Annotated in this window: 18 protein-coding genes and 2 pseudogenes; 6 read left to right on the top strand and 14 right to left on the bottom strand. The window is 62.2% G+C overall.

The annotated features are described in order from the left end of the window. Positions 1 to 20 precede the first annotated feature (20 nt). Positions 21 to 401 carry a hypothetical protein gene (locus ACSQ2W_RS21025; protein ID WP_436088151.1) on the bottom strand — a complete coding sequence of 127 codons (381 nt, stop codon included), beginning with the start codon at positions 399 to 401 and terminating at the stop codon, positions 21 to 23. Further along, positions 398 to 1108 (bottom strand): ParA family protein, encoded by a 711-nt coding sequence (locus tag ACSQ2W_RS21020; protein WP_436088150.1) that lies wholly within the window; start codon positions 1106 to 1108, stop codon positions 398 to 400. Before ACSQ2W_RS21020 ends, ACSQ2W_RS21025 begins: the two co-directional genes overlap by 4 nt. 487 nt (positions 1109 to 1595) lie before the next feature. On the opposite strand from ACSQ2W_RS21020, the gene ACSQ2W_RS21015 reads away from it, so the two are divergent. From ACSQ2W_RS21015 to ACSQ2W_RS20995, 5 genes and pseudogenes are all read left to right on the top strand, one after another. Continuing rightward, the gene (locus tag ACSQ2W_RS21015; protein WP_436088149.1) at positions 1596 to 2006 is read left to right on the top strand and encodes a plasmid mobilization protein; all 411 of its coding nucleotides are present in this window, start codon (positions 1596 to 1598) and stop codon (positions 2004 to 2006) included. Continuing rightward, positions 2006 to 4369, top strand: a complete 2364-nt coding sequence (locus ACSQ2W_RS21010; protein WP_436088148.1) for a hypothetical protein — start codon at positions 2006 to 2008, stop codon at positions 4367 to 4369. The genes ACSQ2W_RS21015 and ACSQ2W_RS21010 overlap by 1 nt, the downstream gene beginning before the upstream one ends. Positions 4370 to 4380: 11 nt before the next feature. Then, positions 4381 to 4542: a hypothetical protein gene (locus ACSQ2W_RS21005; RefSeq protein WP_436088147.1), complete on the top strand. Its 162-nt coding sequence runs from the start codon at positions 4381 to 4383 to the stop codon at positions 4540 to 4542. A gap of 113 nt (positions 4543 to 4655) precedes the next feature. Next, positions 4656 to 5171, top strand: a complete 516-nt coding sequence (locus ACSQ2W_RS21000; protein WP_436088146.1) for an isochorismatase family protein — start codon at positions 4656 to 4658, stop codon at positions 5169 to 5171. Between the two features lie 46 nt (positions 5172 to 5217). Continuing rightward, positions 5218 to 5862 (top strand): annotated as a pseudogene (locus ACSQ2W_RS20995) (GlxA family transcriptional regulator); the annotation flags it as partial. 209 nt (positions 5863 to 6071) lie between these two features. On the opposite strand, the gene ACSQ2W_RS20990 reads toward ACSQ2W_RS20995, so the two are convergent. The 6 genes from ACSQ2W_RS20990 to ACSQ2W_RS20965 form a co-directional block, all read right to left on the bottom strand. Beyond that, positions 6072 to 7739 carry a GMC oxidoreductase gene (locus tag ACSQ2W_RS20990; protein WP_436088145.1) on the bottom strand — a complete coding sequence of 556 codons (1668 nt, stop codon included), beginning with the start codon at positions 7737 to 7739 and terminating at the stop codon, positions 6072 to 6074. An 84-nt stretch (positions 7740 to 7823) separates the two neighbouring features. Next, complete coding sequence (locus ACSQ2W_RS20985; protein WP_436088144.1) at positions 7824 to 8906, bottom strand: ABC transporter ATP-binding protein; 1083 nt, start codon at positions 8904 to 8906, stop codon at positions 7824 to 7826. Positions 8907 to 8913: 7 nt separating this feature from the next. Then, the gene (locus tag ACSQ2W_RS20980; RefSeq protein ID WP_436088143.1) at positions 8914 to 9798 is read right to left on the bottom strand and encodes a carbohydrate ABC transporter permease; all 885 of its coding nucleotides are present in this window, start codon (positions 9796 to 9798) and stop codon (positions 8914 to 8916) included. Next, positions 9798 to 10685: a carbohydrate ABC transporter permease gene (locus ACSQ2W_RS20975; protein WP_436088142.1), complete on the bottom strand. Its 888-nt coding sequence runs from the start codon at positions 10683 to 10685 to the stop codon at positions 9798 to 9800. The genes ACSQ2W_RS20980 and ACSQ2W_RS20975 overlap by 1 nt, the downstream gene beginning before the upstream one ends. Before the next feature lie 103 nt (positions 10686 to 10788). Beyond that, positions 10789 to 12021 carry an ABC transporter substrate-binding protein gene (locus ACSQ2W_RS20970; protein WP_436088141.1) on the bottom strand — a complete coding sequence of 411 codons (1233 nt, stop codon included), beginning with the start codon at positions 12019 to 12021 and terminating at the stop codon, positions 10789 to 10791. 56 nt (positions 12022 to 12077) lie between these two features. Beyond that, positions 12078 to 13031, bottom strand: a complete 954-nt coding sequence (locus ACSQ2W_RS20965; protein WP_436088140.1) for a sugar phosphate isomerase/epimerase family protein — start codon at positions 13029 to 13031, stop codon at positions 12078 to 12080. A 220-nt stretch (positions 13032 to 13251) separates the two neighbouring features. Here ACSQ2W_RS20965 and ACSQ2W_RS20960 point away from each other — a divergent pair, with 220 nt between their 5' ends. Continuing rightward, on the top strand, positions 13252 to 14328 hold the full coding sequence (locus ACSQ2W_RS20960; protein WP_436088139.1) for a LacI family DNA-binding transcriptional regulator: 1077 nt from the start codon (positions 13252 to 13254) through the stop codon (positions 14326 to 14328). A gap of 33 nt (positions 14329 to 14361) precedes the next feature. Here ACSQ2W_RS20960 and ACSQ2W_RS20955 read toward each other — a convergent pair. From ACSQ2W_RS20955 to biuH, 6 genes and pseudogenes are all read right to left on the bottom strand, one after another. After that, a pseudogene (locus ACSQ2W_RS20955) lies at positions 14362 to 14706 on the bottom strand (BMP family ABC transporter substrate-binding protein); the annotation flags it as partial. Continuing rightward, positions 14688 to 16508, bottom strand: coding sequence for an allophanate hydrolase (gene atzF / locus ACSQ2W_RS20950; protein ID WP_436088138.1), 1821 nt, complete (start codon positions 16506 to 16508; stop codon positions 14688 to 14690). The gene atzF and the pseudogene ACSQ2W_RS20955, both read right to left, overlap by 19 nt. Next, the gene (locus ACSQ2W_RS20945; protein ID WP_436083424.1) at positions 16505 to 16858 is read right to left on the bottom strand and encodes a cupin domain-containing protein; all 354 of its coding nucleotides are present in this window, start codon (positions 16856 to 16858) and stop codon (positions 16505 to 16507) included. The genes atzF and ACSQ2W_RS20945 overlap by 4 nt, the downstream gene beginning before the upstream one ends. Next, the gene (locus ACSQ2W_RS20940; protein ID WP_436088137.1) at positions 16851 to 17519 is read right to left on the bottom strand and encodes a cysteine hydrolase family protein; all 669 of its coding nucleotides are present in this window, start codon (positions 17517 to 17519) and stop codon (positions 16851 to 16853) included. The genes ACSQ2W_RS20945 and ACSQ2W_RS20940 overlap by 8 nt, the downstream gene beginning before the upstream one ends. Continuing rightward, the gene (locus tag ACSQ2W_RS20935) at positions 17519 to 19069 is read right to left on the bottom strand and encodes an ABC transporter ATP-binding protein (protein WP_436088136.1); all 1551 of its coding nucleotides are present in this window, start codon (positions 19067 to 19069) and stop codon (positions 17519 to 17521) included. The genes ACSQ2W_RS20940 and ACSQ2W_RS20935 overlap by 1 nt, the downstream gene beginning before the upstream one ends. Next, the gene (gene biuH, locus ACSQ2W_RS20930; RefSeq protein ID WP_436088135.1) at positions 19066 to 19785 is read right to left on the bottom strand and encodes a biuret amidohydrolase; all 720 of its coding nucleotides are present in this window, start codon (positions 19783 to 19785) and stop codon (positions 19066 to 19068) included. Before biuH ends, ACSQ2W_RS20935 begins: the two co-directional genes overlap by 4 nt. Positions 19786 to 19794 lie beyond the last annotated feature (9 nt).

Raw genomic sequence — 19794 nt, 5'->3', positions numbered from 1 at the left:
CTGCCATGTTTGCGGCCTCGTCAGTAGCCATTTTCCGTCAGATAATAGTCGAGCGCTGCTTTCACCACCGCCGTCATCTTCAGATCGTTTTCCAGCGCTGCCCGTTGCAGGCGCGCCTTCAAGTCGTAGTCGAGAGCAGTGTTGACGAAGAATTTCACGTTGCGCTGCTTCATGCGCTTCAGGTTCTTCAGACTGCAGCGGACATCCTCTTGTGCCATCGCCCGCGCTTCGGCCGTCTCGCATCGTTGCTTCTCGCTGGGTTTCGGCAGCATCGGCGCCACGCTTCTGTCCGTCACCGGAACACTGGCTAATGCTGACGCATCGGAATTGGCTTGCGGCTTCGGTTCCGTCCTGCGCGACGCGATGGAGAAATCCTTAAAGTCGAGGCCCGCCTTGCTCATGGTGCACCTTCGATGCTGTTGGATGCCCGGTACCGCTCGATCTCCTCGACCAGGGCCTGAACCTCGATCCTGGCCTTTCGTACCGGATCCGTCAGCGCCTGCATCTGCAGGGTTCCCAGACCGTTCTGGATCTCGCGATAAATGTTGCGTTCGAACAGCTCGGTGTCGAGAAGTCGGGTGCGATACTCCGCAGCCACCAAACCGGCGACAAACGGACGTATATAACGGTAGGCTTCGAGGTTTCGCCCTGGCACGGATATACGGGTGCGAACATTGAAGTGCCCAATCGCCAAGCCGTACTGGTCGTTGATTTCGTTGACCGCGGCAACGGCCTGGCCCGCAGCCTCAAGTTCCTTGATCGCCGGCTGGATTGGGGAGATCACCAGTTCTGCGGAACGGATGATCGTCGTCTGCAGGGAGCTGTCAACGCCGGGCGCATCAATGATGATGAGATCGAAGGAGCGGCCGGGGTTATCGATTGCCTGCTCGATCGACCGTTGCGTTGACGCGACCGTGACCTCTATGTGGTTGGGCACGTTGTTCTTCTCTGCGCATCGTTTCCACCAGCCGGAGAGATTTTGCCGGTTGTCAGCATCGATCAGGAGAACGCGCTCACCGCGCAGCGCATATTCACCGGCGAGCAACGTCACGAGCGTCGTCTTTCCCGCTCCGCCTTTATTGCTCACTGCCGCATAAGTTCTGGTCATGGGGCGCTTCCGGTCATGGTGGCGATCGCCGCATCATGCCTCGAACGCCCGGATCCGTGCAAGCGAATAGTGAATAAAACATATTCATATCGATCGCGTGTGGGCCGCTAGACGACAGGTCCGACCTACAATGTGGAATATCTTCCACATTGCCCATATGCACGGAGCAAACACATTGTCGCACTGTAGCGAGTGGATGTATGTCCAATCATTACATTCATACAATTCATATCGTTATGGCAGATGGCGCCGCCGCTGGTGGCGCGGTTCCCTGCCGCTTTCGGGCGGCGACCGGTTCGGCCGTACGGCGCGATCCAGGCTGTCGGTCGCCCAGGGGCCGGACGCATTCCGTCATTCCTCGACTTGAAAAATCATTACCGAATTGGTAGTGTTGCTTTGGCAGGATACGCAAATTTGTGATACAAATTTGCTGACGATCGACGGACGGGCCGTCGATTGGCCTGCGGCCGGCGTCGAGAAAGGTCCGATGAGCGCGTTTGCACCGAGGGAAAGCGTCACCGCCGACGCAGACGAGCGTAAGAGCAGGGTGGTCCATGCCCGCTTCAGCGCCAGGGACATGGCCAGGATCGAAGCGGCCGCCGGACGGGCGGGATTGACGGTCTCGGCGTTCATGCGGTCGCTGACGCTGGAGGGGGCCGGCGTGCGTCCCTTCCTGACCGAGGAGGATCGCGCCGTGCTTGGCCTGCTTCTGGGCGATCTCAAGGCCGTCGGCGTCAACCTCAACCAGCTTGCGCGGGCTGCAAACCGCAGGCAACCGGATCGGCCGGAGGCGGAGAAGGCGGTGATCGACGCGGGGCAGCGTGCCGTCGCCGCACTGCTGCTTGAGCTCCGGTCGTTTTGCCCGCGTGGAGCTCGAACGCGGCTCGGGAGAGCGTAGTGGAGTTCTTTCTGGGAGCGTTCACCGCCGAATGGGAGAGCCGCAAGGCGGCCTTTCTCCACGATCTGTCGCTGGGGCGGCGGCCATCATCGGACGAGGATGAGCGCCGCCGCCGCGGAGGTGCTGCTGCCCCGTCGGAGTTTATGGGCAGATTGACGGTGCCGAGCCTTGGGCCGGTCGGCACGGACCGCCCGGGAAGGGGCGGTCACCGGCACGCCGATCGGCCGATGCGGGCGCGATTTGCCGGCCTTGCCTCCGGCAGTCAGCCGGCCGTGGTGAAGTTAGCATCGTTCGGCGGCGGCGCGCGGCTGGGGGCGATGATCACCTATGTCTCGCGAAACGGCGAGGTCGTCGTCGAGAACGAACGGGGCGACCGGCTGCGGGGCCGTGATCAGCTGTCCGCGATGGGCGGCGCCTGGGACCACCTGCTGAACAACCGTGCCGAGAGCCGGGACATCGGGCTGTTTCAGGTCACCGTCAAGGAGGACGGCCGTGGCAGTGACGACGTGTTCGAGCGGGCGCGGCAGATCGTCAAGCAGGCGCTCGGTGACCGCGCCTTTGCCTTCGCAGTAACGGAGCGCGCCGATGGCGGCGGCTTCGATATCGACGGCGTCACGGTGCTCAGGAGCAAGACGGGCGAACGGCTTTCGGCTGACGCGAAGGCCAGCGCCATCGTGCAGCAACGGCTGGAGGCCGGCGCAGACAGCAGCGCAGTCTTCCACTTCACCGGCTTTGGCAATGGCACCGATTACGGAACCAGTCGTCTGCGGTCGCTCGTCGAAACCCACAAGGGCGATGTGCAGGATGAGCAGGGGCGCCCGGTTGGCGACAACCGGCAGGCCGGCGATCTCGTCCAGCTGGAATGGCGCGATCAGCTTCACAGCCGCAAGCCGCGCGATGTCATGCATCTTGTCCTGTCGGCCCGGGCAGGCACCGATGCGACGGCCTTCCAGGACGCGGCGCGGGAATTCCTCGGTGCGCAGTTTGCCGGCCATCGCTATGTCTTTTCCTTGCACGACGCGTCCAGCGATCCCAAGCCGCAAGCGGCGGGCGGCAAGCGGCCGCATCTGCATGTGCATGCCATCGTCGCGCTGCGCTCGGATGCCGGCGACCGGATCGAGACGAGCATTTCGACGTTTCGGCAATGGCGGCTGACGATGGCCGAGAAGGCGCGGGGGCACGGCATCGCTATGGAAATGACCGATCGGCGTGATCGGGCGAGCCCCGCGGCTTATTCCAGGAACCAGGTGCGGCCGGTGAACATGCTCGGTCGCACCGAACATGAGGCAACGAGCGACGCGGCACAGCGCCGTTACGACGCAAAGCGAGCCGATCGGCACAGCCTTCCCCAGACCACCCGCAGCCGGGCCTATGGCCGGGCGGCGCAGCAGCAGTGGCTTGAAGTGGGCGTTTCGCAGCGCTCTGAGCCTGCACGCGCGTTTGTCGCAGCGCAGGTGGTCCGGCTTGACGATCGCGCGGCGTCGGCTCACCCGCAGCGGTCGGGGCAGGGTGAGACATCCAGTTCCGGCGGGCCATTCAAAACACAATTGCTAAAGTTGGTCGAGCTTGTTTCGGAGGGGGATGATATGCGCCACATGACACGACCGGAATTCGAGGCCTACGAGAAACGCGTCGAGGCCGCCCTCTTTCAGGCGGAGCGGACGATATCGCCGAATGAGCGCACCGGTTTCGACGAGATCGCTGCGGCGGCGCGCGAGCACGTCAATGTCCGCCGCGAGCTGGTCGCGTTGAACGAGCAGCGCCCGCGCGGCGCGACCGTCGATCGCCAGGACGACGGTACGGCCGGTCGCAATGATGAAACGCAACGGTGGAACGATGCGGTCGCCCGCTACGGCCGCGCGGCTGCGGAAGCCGCGAACGCGGTTCTCGTTGATGTCGAACGGTCTCGCGACGCCCTGGAGCGTGCGCAGGCCGGGGCGCCCGAGAAAACAGGCGCGTTGAAACAGGAGCTCGATCGGCAGTTGCTCAAGGCTGCCGAGCTCGGGGCCGCGGGCAATGGGCTGATCCGCGCCGTCGCCGCAGTCGACGAGGAACTGAAAAACACCTTGCAAGCGGTCGAGCGCGAGCGGCAGAAAGCCGACGGTGAACGGACGACGGCACGATCCGGGCCATCCGAGGTTCCCGATCCGCAGCGCGGTGCGCCCGATGGCGGAGCGGGACGGGACGTCGATGCGCAAAGCCGGCAGGTGAAGGACGGCGAAACGCATGCGTGCGATGCCGCTTCCCCGCGCAGCGCTGGTGACACCACAAGGAGCGATTCGGCAGAAGTCCCCCGTTTGCACGAACGGCAGCGGCAAGCCGACGAGCGAAAGGGACGCGATCGCGATGACCGGGAACGATAGGAGGTCATGTCATGCGTGACGACAGGCGCATCATCGTCGTCGAGGATGATCCCAAGGCCAACGAGGGATTGGCCACGGTATTCGGGGTCGTGTTCGTTGTGGTCATGGGGATCGCGGTGATCGACCATGTCCTCACGTTGGCTTGGATGTCGATTGCTTCATGGTTCGGGTGAAGCGATCTCCTTAAACGGGCTTGCCAGCTGACAATTCTGCTATCGCTTAATCCAGCGATCCGCGCACTGATTTGGCCTGCGCCTCAGGGTATAAGCCACGTCGTCGATCAGCCTTGGTCTGCAGGCCCGGCCCGCAGCCAGTCAATGCTGGTCCCACCTACCGAAAACGGCGCGACAACGAGGTAGTCCCGGACACAAATAGATGTGGTTCGGTCCATCGTCTTCATCGCCGCCTCGGTGTTTTCTCGGAGGCCTCCGGTCTCGTCGCAACGCTAGCGCCGCTCAAAATCATCCCGGATGCTGTTTTCAGAAAACGCCGCCACAGCGCACTGGTTGGATCGGGTCTTGACGTCTGGCTGACGGGCAACGGTATCTGCCGCGTCATCATCTCCGGTAGCCGTACCGAACAGTGCTGCGAGACCACGACACGGCATGCTTCTGATCTCGGCTATGCCGTAGACTATGTGGGCGAGGCGACACTGACCTTCCCGATGACGGATCCCGCTGGGCGCTCGTGGAGCGCCACGGAAATTCGCGCACGGACCGAGTTGGTCCTCGCCGGTCGCTTCGCGCGGCTCGCGACAGTGGAAGAAGCGTTGGCCGGACCAGCGGAAAAAATCGCCGCATGAGGGCGGACGCGCGGCAGCCAGTTGAGATCCCTGTATTCGTGGTCGTGCCGCCGCGCGTTTTGCTGCTCGTGCAGGGCTCCTCGACGGATACGATTGCACTACCCACCACGCCTGCACGGCCGATTTGGCTCGGCTGGCGCCGATGGCGCGTGTTCGAGAGAACCGGCTCTATGTCGAAGATGGAGAGCGCCTTACCAGCGCCGGTATCACCGCTGGCATCGATCTGATGCTCCATATCGTTGCTCGGACCGCCGGACATGCGGTGGCGCTGGCCGTTGCCCGGTATCTCGTTGTCTATCTTCGCCGCGGCGGCTCCGACCCACAGCTGTCTCCCTGGCTGGAGGGGCGTAACCATATTCATCCAAGCATTCACCGCGTGCAGGACGCCGTTGCGGCCGATCCTGCTACGCAGTGGTCGGTCGTGCGGCTCGCGGACGTCGCGGCCGCGAGTCCACGCAATCTCTCCCGCCTTTTCAATGATCACGCCGGCATGACCGTCACCGACTATGTCAACCGCATGCGGGTCGCGCTGGCACGCGAGCTGCTATCGGGCTCTCGCCTCAACATGGAGACCGTTGCAGAGCGAAGCGGCTTTGCCTTCGCCCGACAATTGCGCCGTGCCTGGGGCCGGTTGCACGAGATTCCGCCAAGCCAGATGCGCGACGAAACCGCCGCCGCCGACAATGAGTAGCGTAACCAAGCGCAAAATATGCTTCCAACTCTGATCCCACCCAAACATCGCGTTGTAGCTAGGGTCGGACAGTGTGAACAGGGCGTTAATTTCGCCGCTTCGAGATTGATCTCCACCGCGTTTTTAATCCGAGCCTCTATCGCTTATATTCGTTCCGCTTCTTGTTGGCTTCAGCGGCTGGGAATGAGGGAGAGCCCCATCATGAAGGTTCAGCCCGCGACGTGTGCCTGCAGTTGCTTTCGATGCTGGTCGACGAGGTTGCGGCAGGCGCGCAGCGTCAGCGCCATGACCGTGAGCGTCGTGCCGGCGACGCCGCTGCCGGGAAAGGCGCTGGCGTCGGTGACGATAAGGTTCGGGGCGTCCCAGAGTTGGTTGAAGGGATTGAGCACCGAATCTTCCGGCGTTTCTCCCATGCGCGCGCCGCCTGTCTCGTGGATCGCCGCGCCCATGCACATGGTTTTACGGAACCATTTGCGAAACATGAAGCGACTGAAGGCGTTCGCATCGGGAAAGGCGCCCTTGCCCATTTCCTTGAGACCCATGGGCGAACCGATGAATTCCAGATCGCCACCGACCTCCTTGATAAGGGAAATCAGCGTTTCTTCCTGCAGGCGAAGCAGCGCCTGCTCCTCCTCATGCATGACGCAGCGGATATGCGCAACGGGGATATTCCAAGCGTCCTTATGTTGAGCATCGAGCGTGATGCAGTTATCGGCATAGGGCAGCATACGGCCGAAGCCGAAGAAGGCGAGACGCGCATCGGTTTCCTCGGGGACCGGCGCGCGGCCGACGCTGCCCTGGTAGTCGAAATCACCGCGGCCGGCGTCGGCCTCGCCGAAGCGGGGAATGAAGATTCCGCCAGACGGATTGTAGAACGGGTCCGTTGGGGCAGCTTCGTCAAGCGCCCAGCCCTTGGCCTTCGAGAAGGAGCCGAAGGCCAGGCAGGGGAGCTGGTCCATGAAATAGCGGCCGAGCGCACCGGAACTGTTGCCGAGCCCGCCCGGATGTTTCGCCGAAGCCGAATTGAGGAGAAGCCGCACGCTTTCGATCGGGGAGGCCGCAAGCACCAGCGTTGCGGCGTGGGCGGTCGATATCTTGCCTGTGTTGCGGTCGATGAATTCCGCGCCGGTTGCGCGGCCAGTCTCCTGGTCCGTGGTGATCCGGCGAACGATAGCATCATACTGGATCGTTAGCCTTCCGCTCGCCTGGGCTTCCCTTAGTGGTCGCGGCACGCGCTCGGCATCCGGGGCGATATAGCGCCAGGAGACGACATGACGATCCGGCCAGCGGTCTTCCACCGCCTGCTTGAAAACCTGCTCCGCCGGCGTGAGGCTTGCGGGGTTTGTATAGACGCCGTCCGGTAGGGTTGGGACATGATCCTTGTTTCCGTAGAGACCGAGATAGGTCTCCACTTCGTCATAGAGCGGCGCCAACTCGTCATAGGAGATCGGCCAGTCCACGCCTTTGCCGGTTCGCGAATGGATCTTGAAATCCTCGTCCGTCCAGCGCAGCAGCACCCGGCCGAAACTGTGGAGCCGCCCGCCACCCTGGCGGCCGCGGATCCAGAGAAAGGGCGCGTCCTTCGGCGTCGTGTACGGGTTCTTGCGGTCGTTGACGAAGAAGTGGCTGAAACGCTCGGTAAAGAATGCCGCGCGCGCCTGGATCGGCTGGCCTTTGACGGTCGCCCGCGCGCGCTCCCAGATATTGATGCTGCTCGCCGGCGCCTTCTTGCGGGCGGGATCGAAATCCCTCGGCCCGACGGCGGGGCCGGCTTCCAGAAGCAGCACCGACAGGCCTTGCGCCGTCAGTTCTTTTACAGCGAAGGAGCCCGCCGCGCCGGAACCGATCACCAGCGCATCATAGAGAATCTGAGACATGTATTTTTCGAGTCCTGTCCTAAAGCAATTCCAGAAAAAGCTCGAAGCGCGTCCGGAATTGCGAGAAAGCAAATGGATCGTGTGTCACAAGCGCAATCCGTCGGCGCCGAAGAGGGACGCCTTGGTAATGTCGAGGCCGGGGGTCAAGGCGTCGCCGGGCTGCAGGGTGACGTCGCCCATGAGCCGAAGCGAAAGGCTTTGACCCGCCCAGTCGAACCAGAGAACGGCCTCCGAGCCCATCGGCTCGACGACGGAGACGCGGCCAGGAATGGTGGGGAGGCTGCTGGCCGCGCCGTCGAGCACCAGATGGTCCGGGCGAAAACCGAGCGTTGCTGGTCCATCCGACGCGGCCGCCTGAAAGGAATAGCCGGAGAGATCGACGGCAAGTCCGTTGCTCAGGAAGACCGGCGACCCGTTGCCTTGCTCAATCCGGCCCTCGAGGAAATTCATGGCCGGAGCACCGATGAAGCCGGCGACGAAGAGATTGGCCGGGCGGTGATAGATCTCGGCCGGCGATGCGAGCTGCTGGATCACGCCGTCACGCATGACGGCGATGCGGTCGGCAAGGGTCAGGGCCTCGACCTGATCGTGAGTGACATAGATCATGGTGTTGCCGAGACTCTGGTGCAGCTTCTTGATCTCAACACGGAGTTCGTTGCGCAGCTTGGCATCGAGGTTGGAAAGCGGCTCGTCGAAGAGGAAGACGTCCACTTCGCGCACGAGCGCACGCCCGATGGCGACGCGCTGGCGTTGCCCGCCCGAAAGCTCGGCAGGACGCCGGTCGAGCAGTTTGTCGAGATGCAGAAGGGCTGCCGTGCGCGCGACACGCGCCTCGATCTCGGTCTTCGGGAGGCCTGCGACGCGCAGCCCGAAGGAAAGGTTCTTCCTCACCGACATGCGCGGATAAAGTGCATAGGATTGGAAGACCATACCGATGCCTCGGTCCTTCGGCTCCTCCCAGCTGACGTTCTTGCCGGAGATCCATATCTCACCGGTGCTGATGTCCTGAAGGCCGGCGATAGCGTTCAGAAGTGTGGACTTGCCGCAGCCGGACGGGCCGAGCAGGACCAGGAATTCCCGGGGAGCGATGTCGATCGACATCTTCTCGATGACCGTATGGTCGCCATAGGCGATCTTCAGATCCTTGACGGAGACAGCAGATTGCATGGAAGCGTTACCCCTTGACTGCGCCGGCGGCGATGCCGCGCACGAACCAGCGGCCGGACAGGAAATAAATGGCGAGCGGAACGATGGCAGTCAGGATCGTCGCTGCCATGTTCACGTTGTAGTTGCGCTCGCCCATGGTTGTGTTGACGATGTTGTTGAGCTGCACGGTCATCGGCAGGTTGTCACGCCCCGCAAAGACGAGGCCGAGCAGAAAGTCGTTCCAGATGCCGGTGAACTGAAGCATGGAGACCACAACCACCATCGGCACGGCAATCGGCAGCATGATCTCGAAGAAGATGCGCCAGAAGCCCGCGCCATCGACGCGCGCGGCCTTGCAGAGTTCTTCCGGCACGCTGACGAAGTAGTTGCGGAAGAGCAGCGTCACCAGCGGCAGGCCGAAGATGACATGCACGAGGATGATGCCGGCCAGCGAATTGTAGAGCCCGACATTCGCCATCGCCCGGACCATGGGATAGAGGAAGATCTGGTAAGGGATGAGGCCGCCGGCCATGAGCAGGCCGAAGAGCACGTTGGCGCCGCGTGGCCGCCAGAGCGACAGTGCGTAGCCATTGACAGCGCCGATGAAGACCGACAGCCCGACCGCCGGAACAGTGATCGCCACCGAATTCCAGAAGCCGGTGCGGATTCCAACGCAGGTGGTTCCCATGCAGGCGCCGGACCAGGCAGTGACCCAGGCAGAGAAGTCGATCTTGGCCGGCAGGGAAAAGATCTGACCGAGCCGGATTTCGTCCATGGTCTTCAGGGACGTGACAACCATGGTGTAGAGCGGCAGCAGGAAGAAGAGTGCCGCGATGAAAAGGAAGGCATAGAGGCCGATGCGTCCGGCGGTGATCTGTGTCGGCTTCGGGCCGTGCGGATAAGGACGGGTCATCACGCGGATCCCTTCGTTCCGTTGCGCACGTGCATCGCATATCGGAACGGCGCGACTGCCATGATCACGCCGAGGACGAGCACTGTCGCGCCAGCCGTGGCGAGGCCGAGGTTCTGGCGTCCGAACAGGTTGTCCATGATGAATTTCGCGGGCACCTCCGTCGAATTGCCGGGACCGCCATTGGTCATGGCAACGACGATATCGTAGGTCTTGATCACGCCCATGGCGAGCAGCATGCCGGCGGCGGCCAGTGCCGGCCCCAGTTGGGGCAGAATGATCGAGACATAGATCCGCCAGACGGGAATGCCGTCTATTCGCGCCGCCTTCCATTGCTCTGCCTCGATGCCGCGCATGCCGGCGAGTGCAATGACCATGACGAGACCGGCGCCCTGCCATACGCCCGCGAGCACCAGCGCATAGATCGCCATGTCACGATTGACCACCCAATCGAGGACGAAGGTTTCCCAGCCGAGCGAACGCACGCTCGCCTGGATGCCGAGCGTCGGATTGAGCATCCACTGCCAGATCAAACCCGTTACCACGAAGGACATGGCATAGGGATAGAGGAAGATAGTCCTGAGGGCGCTTTCGAAACGGATCTTGCGATCGAGGGCAGCCGCAAGCAGGAAACCGAGAAGCAGGCAGCCTCCGACGTAAAGGACGCCGAAGATCAGCACATTTTGCAGCGAAGCAAGCCATTTGGCGGAAGAGAACAGCTTCGCATATTGGGCGAAGCCGACATAGGTCGACGATGGGAACAGCGTCGAATTGGTGAAGGACAGGCGGATCGACCAGGCCATGGTGCCGATGAAGACCACGACCGCGACGAACCATGTGGGCAGCAGGGCGAAGGTCGCGGAAAGATTAGGCTTGCGTTTGATGGGCATCGGCCGGCTCTTTGAGGGAGGGTAAGCGGGGCTCTCGCGCCGCCGCGCAAGGCGGCGGCCGACAGCCGCGACGTCGCGATCGGCCGACGCCACGGGCGCAATCTTACTCGAAGATGGCGAAGAAGTTTTCGGCTGCGGAGGCCGTATCGTTCGAGCCGCCGCTCCAATACTCGTCAACGAAGTCATCGAGCAGGCCGACCTGCTGGGGCGTAAGTATGATCGCCTGATCCGGTACGATCGCGCCGGCGGTCATCAACTCGAGGCCCTTCTGGGCGCAGACGTCCAGCTTCGACTTGTCGACGTCGGCGCGCATCGGAACCGAGCCCTTCTTCAGCGAGAACTCGACTTGGATGGCCGGGTCCATGACGACTTCGGCCAGCAGCTTCTGGGCCTTGTCGGTCCCGGCATCGCCGGTCTTGGGGAACCAGAGGGAATCGGCGATGTAGACCATGCCCGGGGATTCCGGAACGATCATGCAGCCATAGTCCTTGCCCGCTTCCTTACCGGCGACCGTGAATTCGCCCTTGGCCCAGTCGCCCATGAACTGCACGCCGGCCTTGGCGGTAATCAGCATGGCGGTCGCGTCGTTCCAGTTGCGACCGGCCGCGCCCTCATCGACATAGCCACGCAGCTTGCCCAGGATTTCGAGGGTCTTCCTGATGCCTTCAATGGAAGCCTCGCTCTTATCCTTGTCGACATAAATCTTCAGGAAGCCGTCGATCCCGACCTGTGAGAGCAGTATCATGTTGAAGACCTTGGACTGCTGCCAGGGCTGGCCGCCCCAGGCGACCGGAACGATACCGGCAGCCTTCAGCTTGTCGAGGCCGGTAAAGAATTCCTCCCAGGTCTTGGGCTCCTGCGTGATGCCGGCCTTTTCGAAGGCTTCCTTCGAATAGAACACCCAGCTTTCGCCATGGGCGCCGGTCGGTGCGAGATAGACCTGGCCATCGTAGGAAATGAGGTCGTAGATCGACTTCGGCAGGGCGCCCGTCCATTTGCCGGCGGCGGCCACGTCGTCGATCGGATTGAACAAGCCCTGGCCTACGAAATCGGCGGCCGCAAGCCCGATGACGCCCTGTTTGGCGCCGGGCGGGTCACCAGCGACGATACGGTTCTGGAAGGCGGCATCGGCCGCGCCGAAACCGGCGATCGAGGAGTCCTTCCAGACGCCGCCGCGCTTCTCGAATTCGCTCTTGATGACGTTGAGCGCGGCCGCTTCGCCGCCTGAAGTCCAGGACGACATGATCTCGATCGTCGGCTTGTCCTCGGCATCGGCCGGGGCAAGCATGCCAGCAAATACAACGCCGGCAAGAAACAGTTTCATCATGCTTTTCATTGTTCCACCTCTTGAAAAAATGCCCTCTTTGCGGGGCGTTGTCTTGGGAGTGATTGTCAGCGATAGATCGGCAGGAGCGCCTGCCGGACGAGCGTAAGCCCGTTGGCAATGTCGCGGACCGGATCGGGCGCGGCATCGAGTTCGAGGATTGCCCAGCCTTCGTAGGCCCGGTCGCGCAGCAGCCGGATCCAGGCCGGCCAGTCGACCCGACCGAGGCCGAAGCCGCAGAAGTAGGGCTGATGGCGATCGTGGATGTGTTCGTCGATCACGGTATCGGCCGGCATGGGGCCGATCGCATCCTTCCAGTGGGCGATGATCATGCGCTCGTGATGGCGCTCGACGAGCTGAACGGGGTCGGAGCCGGCAACGATGATGTGGGCGGTGTCCGGGCACATGTGCACATAGGCGGGATCGGTGAGCATCATCATCAGGTCCACGTCGCGCGCAGCGGCGAAGATCGAGTGCGCCTCGGTGTGCAACGCCAGCCGCACGCCACGGGCATAAAGGATCGCGCCGAGCCGGTTGAGGAAATCGGCGATCACCTTGGCGCGGTCGAAATCGTAAAACTGTACCGGCTGTGCGCCGAGCGTCTGGCGAAGCGGTGCGCCGATCACCATGATGTCGCTGCCGCAGGCCTTCAGGAAGTCGGCGTATCGTTCCGCCTTGTCGATCAGTGCGCGCTGAGCTTCGGGTTGAGCGAAATCGCCGGCGGCTTCCAGTTCTGCGAAGAAGCCGCTGCACAACGTCAGGCCGCGTTTCGTCAGCTCTGCCCCGAAGCCGTCGATGGAACCATAAGTCTTGATCGCGTCCTGCCAGTTGAAGGGCGAAAAGGTCAGCTCGACGCCGGTGACGCCGGACGCTTGCACGCTGTCGAGGATCTTGTCCCAGAAGGCGCGCGGTTGGGCGCGCGCGTGCTCCACGATGGCGTCATGGCTGTCGACGCCCCAGAAGCCGGGATGGAAGAAAGTCACGAGATCGACGCCGAAGCGGAGCCTGTCGCCAGTAGTCATAGCCAGTCCCTTTCCCGCGGGTGCGACCTGCCGTTTGCAGAAGCGTCGCTCAGCATTTAATAATCGTTATTTTTCAAGGCATTAGACGTTGGCAATCGTTTGCCATGAGTAGATAATAACCAAGCCGTTTTTTTACGCAAGTGATTTTTGGCAAACGTTTGCTATAAGGCATCGGCTGGCCTAGAGTTTTAGGCGAAGCATCCGGAGGAACGAAAGAAGCGTGAGTAAAAACAAAGATATGCTCGGGGAGGAGCAGTCAGGCCCATTGATGGCAGATGTAGCGCGGCTTGCCGGCGTCGCGATTTCCACAGTCAGCCGGGCGCTTGCCAATCCCGGGCGAGTGAACGAGAAGACGCGCGCCAAGATCGACGCGGCTGCCAAGCAACTGGGCTATACCCCGAACGCGATGGCGCGCGGCCTGCGGGTCGGCAAATCCAATATCATCATGATCGTCCTGCCGGGCTCGCTTTATTACGGCGCTTCGCAGGTCATCCCGCAGGTGCTGCAGAGCATCAACAAGTCGCTCATCCAGGACGGCTACAATCTGATGATCGCGAATCTGGGCCGCGACGAGATTTCCGAGCGGCACATTCTCGACCTTGCCTTCGGTGGCACGGTTCGCGGAGCGATCATTCTGTCATCAAAACTACCCGAAGTGGACGGCCGGTCGCTCGCCAATGCCGGTCTGCCGATCGTCTCCATGTTGCTCGATATGAGCGATGCCGGCTTGCCGAGCGTCGTCACCAACGACCGCGAGGCGGTGCGGGACGTCACCGCCGATCTCATCCGCCTTGGTCACAGGCGTTTTCTCTATCTCGCGGGCCCCGAAGGCAACTATCACGACGTGGAGCGTTATGGCGGCGTCGTCGAGGCGTTGGAAGCGGCAGGATTGCCCGAGGCCGCCGTGGTGCGGTCCGGTGGAAAGCTCGACTATCAGCACGGTTTCGACATAGGGCTCGAAGCTGCGGACGATTTCGTTGCGCTTACCGAGAAACCGACCGCGGTAATCGCGACCAGTGATGACATGGCGATCTCCTTCATGAGCCAGATGCAGCACACGGGCCTGAAAATTCCCGACGATCTCTCGATCGTTTCCTTCGACGGCTCCCCTGTCTGCGCCTTCTGCTCTCCGCCGCTTTCCACGATCGAGCAGCCGGTTGAGGATATGGGCCAAGCCGCCGTTGCCCTTCTGCTTGCTGCAATCGGGCAGGCCAAAAAACAGTCTGCGGTGTGCAAAGTCATTCGTAGCCGGCTCATTCTGCGGGAAAGCATGGCGGTTCCTAAGAACGGGGCGTAGGAGCGTACACTGGTCGCTCGCGTTTGCGTGAAGCGCCGGAATGTCGGGGTTCCAGTCGACCACCTCGACAACCTTGTCGGCGACGCCGAGAAAGGTATTGGCGCCCTTGAACGAGCCGGCGAAATGGGCGTCGACCGACGCCTTGAAGAAGGGCGACCAGTCCGTCGCGACGCAGCCGAGATAGATCTTCGGGGCGTATTTCTTCATCGACGAGTTGAGATTGAAGGCGTAGACGCCCGCTTCCTCGCAGGCTGCGATAACGGACGGTGTGTCCTGCGCATTGGAGAAGATCACGTCGCAGCCTTGCGCCATCAGGGCCTTGGCGGCTTCCTGCTCCTTGGCCGGGTCGAACCAGGAGTTCACCCAGACGACCGACACGCTGCAATATTGTCGATGAAAGCGCGCCAGCCGCCATAATCGGAAATATCGGTGGCGTTCTCAAGGCCGGCGGCTTCCACCAGAAAGCCCTTGGCGTGGCTGCCGTCGCTGAGTTTGATGGTGCCGATGCTGAGCGGCGGGGGGATGGCGGCTACGAATTGGCCGAAGGCTGCGGCAGACAGTCGCCAGACTTCGACGGCGATCATCGCGCCTTCATCGTCTGAACAGCGGATCAAACCGGGCTTCGCCGGCGTCTGGCCCACGAGACTGAAAAGCCGGTAGACGGGAGCGGTTGTTGCCGTTCTGACAAACCTTGCCTTCAGATCCATCAATTGGCCATTCAGCGGCATGCCGGAGAGATGTGCGCCAACGACGACGAGGTCGATCATCCCGGGCTCGTTGACCTCCGCAGCGGTGTTCGTCACTGGCTGTGCCCAGCCGGTTGCGCCGAGCGTCAGGCCGGTCTTCTTGTGGATATTTGCCGCAAGCGCCGCCGTCAGCCCGTCCTTGCCGGACGTCGCCAGAAGCGTGACGCTGGCGGGAAGGCCATCGTTGCGGATGCCGGTCGGCACGGCGATGCCGCACATATCGAGTAGATTGACAAAATTGGTGTAGGTGCCGAGCCGGCTGTTCTCGCGGATCGGTTCGGCATCCAAATCAGCGCGTGTGTAATGGCGGGGAGCGGTCGGCACGCAGAACAGATCGACGGACGCCATCAGCGGCGCCACCTTCTGCTTCAGCGCCTGTAGTGCATAAAGACCGTTGAACGCGTCGGCGGCCGAGAGTGACTTTGCGGCTGCGTAGATCTTGCGCGTGACCGGATGGAATGACGCTTCATTGGTGTCGAAAAAATCCTTCACTGCCGCATAACGCTCGGCGACCCAGGCGCCTTCGTAGAGCAGGTTGGCAGTGGCGTAGAAATCGGAGAAGGGCACCTCGACAATCCGGTGGCCGAGGCCGGCCAGCATGTCGAGCGATGCCGCATATGCGGTTTCCATGACACTGTCGCCGAAGAACTGCCGATCTCCCTTCGCAGGCACGCCGATCCTGAGGACCGGCGGGAGAGGGCCGTAGCCGGTCGCCGGGATCGATTTGGAGTAGGCATCGGTATGGTCTTGTTCGGCGGCGACGGAGAAAACGCTCCAGGCATCGTCCACCGTGAGCGCGAAGATCGAGACGCAGTCGAGCGTGCGGCAGGCGGGGATGACGCCGGTGGTCGAGAGCGCTCCGACGGTCGGCTTCAACCCGACGATATTGTTGAGACCCGCCGGGACCCGTCCCGATCCCGCCGTATCGGTGCCGAGAGCGAAACTGACGATGCCGTGGGCGGTGGCGACGGCGGAACCGGAACTCGAGCCGCCGGGCACGAGGGAAGGATCGATCGCATTGCGCGGTATGGGATAGGGCGATCGCACGCCGACGAGGCCCGTCGCAAACTGGTCGAGATTGGTCTTGCCGATGACGATGGCGCCAGCCGCCTTGAGTAGGCGGACGACCGTCGCGTCCTTTTCCGGCATATAGGAGTAATCCGGGCACCCGGCCGTGGTCGGCATGCCCCAGACATCTATATTGTCCTTGACCGCGAAGGGGATGCCCCAGAGCGGGCTGGCTACCGGGTCGAAGGGGCCAAGTTTCGCGGCTTCCGCGAGCAAGGCCAGCCGGTCCGCGAGATACAGGAAGATGCCTGGATCGGCGACGGTCTCGATGCGGGCGAACACGGTTTCGATCATTTCCGAAACCGGCCATCCCGCAGCATAGGCGGCATGCAGGGAGCCGATATCGAATGGCTGATTATCAGTCATGCCAGTTCCTCTTGCAGTATTTTTACAAGCCGGTCCCATTGGATCAGCACGACGCAGCCCGTATCGCTCCAGACCGAATGCTCGGTGCCTTCCTTGTTTACGACCAGGCTGCCCGGACCATAGTCGCCCGCTTCGTCCGACTGGGTGCCTTCGAGCACGAGGATGGTTTCGAGCCCCATGTGCCGATGGCGCGGCACGGAAGCACCAGCCTCGTATTTCAACAGCGCCACGCCAGGCTGATCGCCCTCGAAAGGCTGGATCCAGTGGATCGTCACCTCGTCGCGGAACGGTTCGAAGGGCAGTGTCCGCCATCCTCCGGTCGTCAGATTTTCACGCGTCGTTTCAGGCATGAGCGATCCCCTCCATTATGGCGTCCACCGAAGCGACCCAGCCGACGATGGCGCCCTGGGCTGTGATCATCGCGATCGCCGCCCGCTTGAATTCGGGAAAATAGCTCTCGGTTGCGTCCTCGGCGAGCAGGCATTCATAGCCCCGGTCGTTGGCCTCCCTCATCGTCGTCTGGACGCAAACTTCGGTGGTAACCCCGGCAAAGACGAGTTGCTCGATACCGCGCGCCTTGAGGATATCTCCAAGCGGGGTGGCATAGAAGGCGCCCTTGCCGGGCTTCTCGATGACTATTTCGCCGTCGATCGGCGCCAGTTCGGAAAGGATTGCGGTTCCGGGCTCGCCTGCTATCAGCACCCGGCCCATCGGCCCTTCGTCGCCGATCTTCAAGGCGGGATTGCCGCGATTGCGCTTGGCGGTGGGCAGATCGGAGAGGTCGGGGCGATGGCATTCCATGGTGTGGATGACCGGCAGGCCCGCCTCGCGAAATCCCGCGATCAGCCGCTTGACGTCCGGCACGATCCTGGTGACCCGGCTGACATCGTTGCCGAGGCTTTCGCCGAAGCCGCCGGGCTCGGCGAAGTCGCGCTGCATGTCGATGACGACAAGGGCGAGCTTGTCCCGCCTTAGCGGAAAGGCAAACGGTTCGGCCTTGATCTCGGCCATCAGTGATGTCCTGCCATATGGGCGCCGATGACGGAAATATCGGCCGACAGCGCCGGCGTTTCATAGACCAGCTTGCCGTCCGACATCACCATGATGCGGTCCGACATTTCCAGCAGTTCGTCGAGATCCTCCGAGAGAAGCAGAACGGCGGTGCCGGAATTGCGCGCCTTCATAATGCGGGCGCGGATTTCAGCGACGGCCGAAAAGTCGAGACCAAAACAGGGGTTCGAAACGATCAGGAGATCGACATCGCCGGTCAACTCGCGGGCAAGCACGGCGCGCTGGACGTTGCCGCCGGAAAGAGAGGCAATCGGCGAGGAATGCGACGCCGTCTTCACCTTGAAGTCCGAGATCAGCAAGGCCGCGCGCTTGCGCATCGATTTCATGTCGAGCCAGAGGGCATCGCCGCCCTGTTTCTTTACGTCGAAGGTGCGGAAGGCGAGATTTTCCGTCACCGTCATTTTGGGCGCACAGGCGTTGTTCAGCGGCTCTTCCGGGATGAACCGGACGTTGTTGATGCGCGTTTCCTGCCGTGTGGCGCCGTAGAGCGAGCCTTTCACGGTGATGCTGCCGGCTTCCGGCGGGCGCTGGCCTGCGAGAACTTCGGCAAGCTCCTTCTGGCCGTTGCCGGAAATGCCGGCGATGCCGACGATCTCGCCGGCATGGACCGCCAAGTTGACGATATCGATCATCTTCAGGCCGGTGCGATCCGGTGCCTTGATGTCGCTGATGACGAGGATCGGCTTGGCATCGGCTGGTACCGGCAGGCGGGTGTCGAGTTCGGCAAGCTTGACGTCACCGATCATCATCGCCGCCATATCCTTGGTCGAGAGATCCTTGACCAGGCCGCTGCCCGCCATCTTGCCGCGCCGCAGGACGGTGACCGCGTCGGCGAACTTCGTCACTTCGTGGAACTTGTGGCTGATCATCAGGACGGTGAGTTCGCCGCGCTTTGTCATGCCGCGCACAAGGCCGAGCATTTCGTCGGCTTCGGCCGGTGTCAGCACCGAGGTCGGTTCATCGAGAATGAGAAAGCTGCGGCCGAGATAGAGCTGCTTGACGATTTCGAGTTTCTGCTTTTCGCCCGCCGCAAGCTCGCGCACCGGCCGGTCGAGCGGGATCTTGAACGGCATGCGCTCCATGAAACCGGCAAGGTCCTTGCGCTCCTTCGCCCAGTTGATGATGGCAGGTACATGCGCGCGGTTGATCACGAGGTTTTCGGCGCCGGTTAGCGACGGCACCAGCGTGAACTGCTGGTAGACCATGCCGAGCCCGTAGGTCGCGGCATCTTTCGGGGATTGCACCGACACCTCATGGCCGTCAACCGAGAGCGAGCCGAAGGTCTGGTGATAAAAGCCCATGATGCATTTGACGAGCGTGGACTTGCCGGCCCCGTTTTCGCCGAGCAGTGCGTGGAAGGTGCCGGCCGGAATGTCGATCGAGACATTGTCGAGCGCGGTAAAGCTGCCGAAGCGCATGGTCATGCCGACCGTCTGGATTCCGACGGCCTTGCCGGCCGTGGGCAACGGTGTGTCACGGATCTGGATCATGGCAATTGCCTCACGAGATTCTCGGAGTTCGAGACGGAGCCGAATACGCCGCCCTGCATTTTCACCATCTTGATGGCTGCCAGATGATTGCCGTAGTCGGTGGCGCCACAGCAGTCCTCGAGCAGAAGGCATTCGAAACCGCGGTCGTTTGCCTCGCGCATGGTGGTGTGGACGCAGACATCGGTGGTGATGCCGGTGAGGATGATATTCTCGATACGCTTCTGGTTGAGGATCAGTTCCAGATCGGTGGCGCAGAAGGATCCCTTGCCGGGCTTATCGATGATCGTCTCGCCTTCGATCGGGTAGAGTTCCTCGATGATATCCCAGCCAGGTTCGCCGCGCACCAGAATGCGGCCACAGGGCCCGAAGTCGCCGATGCCGGCATTGATCCGCCGCGAGCGCCAGCGCTTGTTTGCGGGCAGATCGGCGAGGTCGGGCCGGTGGCCTTCGCGCGTGTGGATGATGTGGTAGCCCTTGGCCCGCATGGCGGCAAGCACGTGTCTGATCGGTTCGATCGGCGCGCGCACCAGCGAGAGGCTGTATCCCATGTGATCGACATAACCGCCCGGACCGCAGAAATCCGTCTGCATGTCGATAATGATCAGCGCAGTGTTGTTCGGACGTAGGGCGCCGTTATAGGGCCAGGGGTAGGGGTCGGCGTCGATGTAGCTCAGGTTTTCGCCGGTAGCGACTGCGGTTGCGGCAAGAGGGGTCATGGCCGGATA

This window comes from Pararhizobium sp. LjRoot255, from assembly GCF_964252905.1.
Taxonomy (GTDB): Bacteria; Pseudomonadota; Alphaproteobacteria; order Rhizobiales; family Rhizobiaceae; genus Pararhizobium.
This window is presented reverse-complemented; position numbering and strand designations above follow the sequence as displayed.

Excerpts from the sequence above, each read along its gene's own strand:
- ACSQ2W_RS21015 (WP_436088149.1), top strand. The coding sequence starts at position 1,596 with ATGAGCGCGTTTGCACCGAGGGAAAGCGTCACCGCCGACGCAGACGAG.
- ACSQ2W_RS20990 (WP_436088145.1), bottom strand. The coding sequence starts at position 7,739 with ATGTCTCAGATTCTCTATGATGCGCTGGTGATCGGTTCCGGCGCGGCG.
- ACSQ2W_RS20980 (WP_436088143.1), bottom strand. The coding sequence starts at position 9,798 with ATGACCCGTCCTTATCCGCACGGCCCGAAGCCGACACAGATCACCGCC.
- ACSQ2W_RS20940 (WP_436088137.1), bottom strand. The coding sequence starts at position 17,519 with ATGGCCGAGATCAAGGCCGAACCGTTTGCCTTTCCGCTAAGGCGGGAC.
- ACSQ2W_RS20985 (WP_436088144.1), bottom strand. The coding sequence starts at position 8,906 with ATGCAATCTGCTGTCTCCGTCAAGGATCTGAAGATCGCCTATGGCGAC.
- ACSQ2W_RS21005 (WP_436088147.1), top strand. The coding sequence starts at position 4,381 with ATGCGTGACGACAGGCGCATCATCGTCGTCGAGGATGATCCCAAGGCC.
- ACSQ2W_RS20965 (WP_436088140.1), bottom strand. The coding sequence starts at position 13,031 with ATGACTACTGGCGACAGGCTCCGCTTCGGCGTCGATCTCGTGACTTTC.
- ACSQ2W_RS21025 (WP_436088151.1), bottom strand. The coding sequence starts at position 401 with ATGAGCAAGGCGGGCCTCGACTTTAAGGATTTCTCCATCGCGTCGCGC.
- ACSQ2W_RS20975 (WP_436088142.1), bottom strand. The coding sequence starts at position 10,685 with ATGCCCATCAAACGCAAGCCTAATCTTTCCGCGACCTTCGCCCTGCTG.
- ACSQ2W_RS20970 (WP_436088141.1), bottom strand. The coding sequence starts at position 12,021 with ATGAAAAGCATGATGAAACTGTTTCTTGCCGGCGTTGTATTTGCTGGC.
- biuH (WP_436088135.1), bottom strand. The coding sequence starts at position 19,785 with ATGACCCCTCTTGCCGCAACCGCAGTCGCTACCGGCGAAAACCTGAGC.
- ACSQ2W_RS20935 (WP_436088136.1), bottom strand. The coding sequence starts at position 19,069 with ATGATCCAGATCCGTGACACACCGTTGCCCACGGCCGGCAAGGCCGTC.
- atzF (WP_436088138.1), bottom strand. The coding sequence starts at position 16,508 with ATGACTGATAATCAGCCATTCGATATCGGCTCCCTGCATGCCGCCTAT.
- ACSQ2W_RS20945 (WP_436083424.1), bottom strand. The coding sequence starts at position 16,858 with ATGCCTGAAACGACGCGTGAAAATCTGACGACCGGAGGATGGCGGACA.
- ACSQ2W_RS21020 (WP_436088150.1), bottom strand. The coding sequence starts at position 1,108 with ATGACCAGAACTTATGCGGCAGTGAGCAATAAAGGCGGAGCGGGAAAG.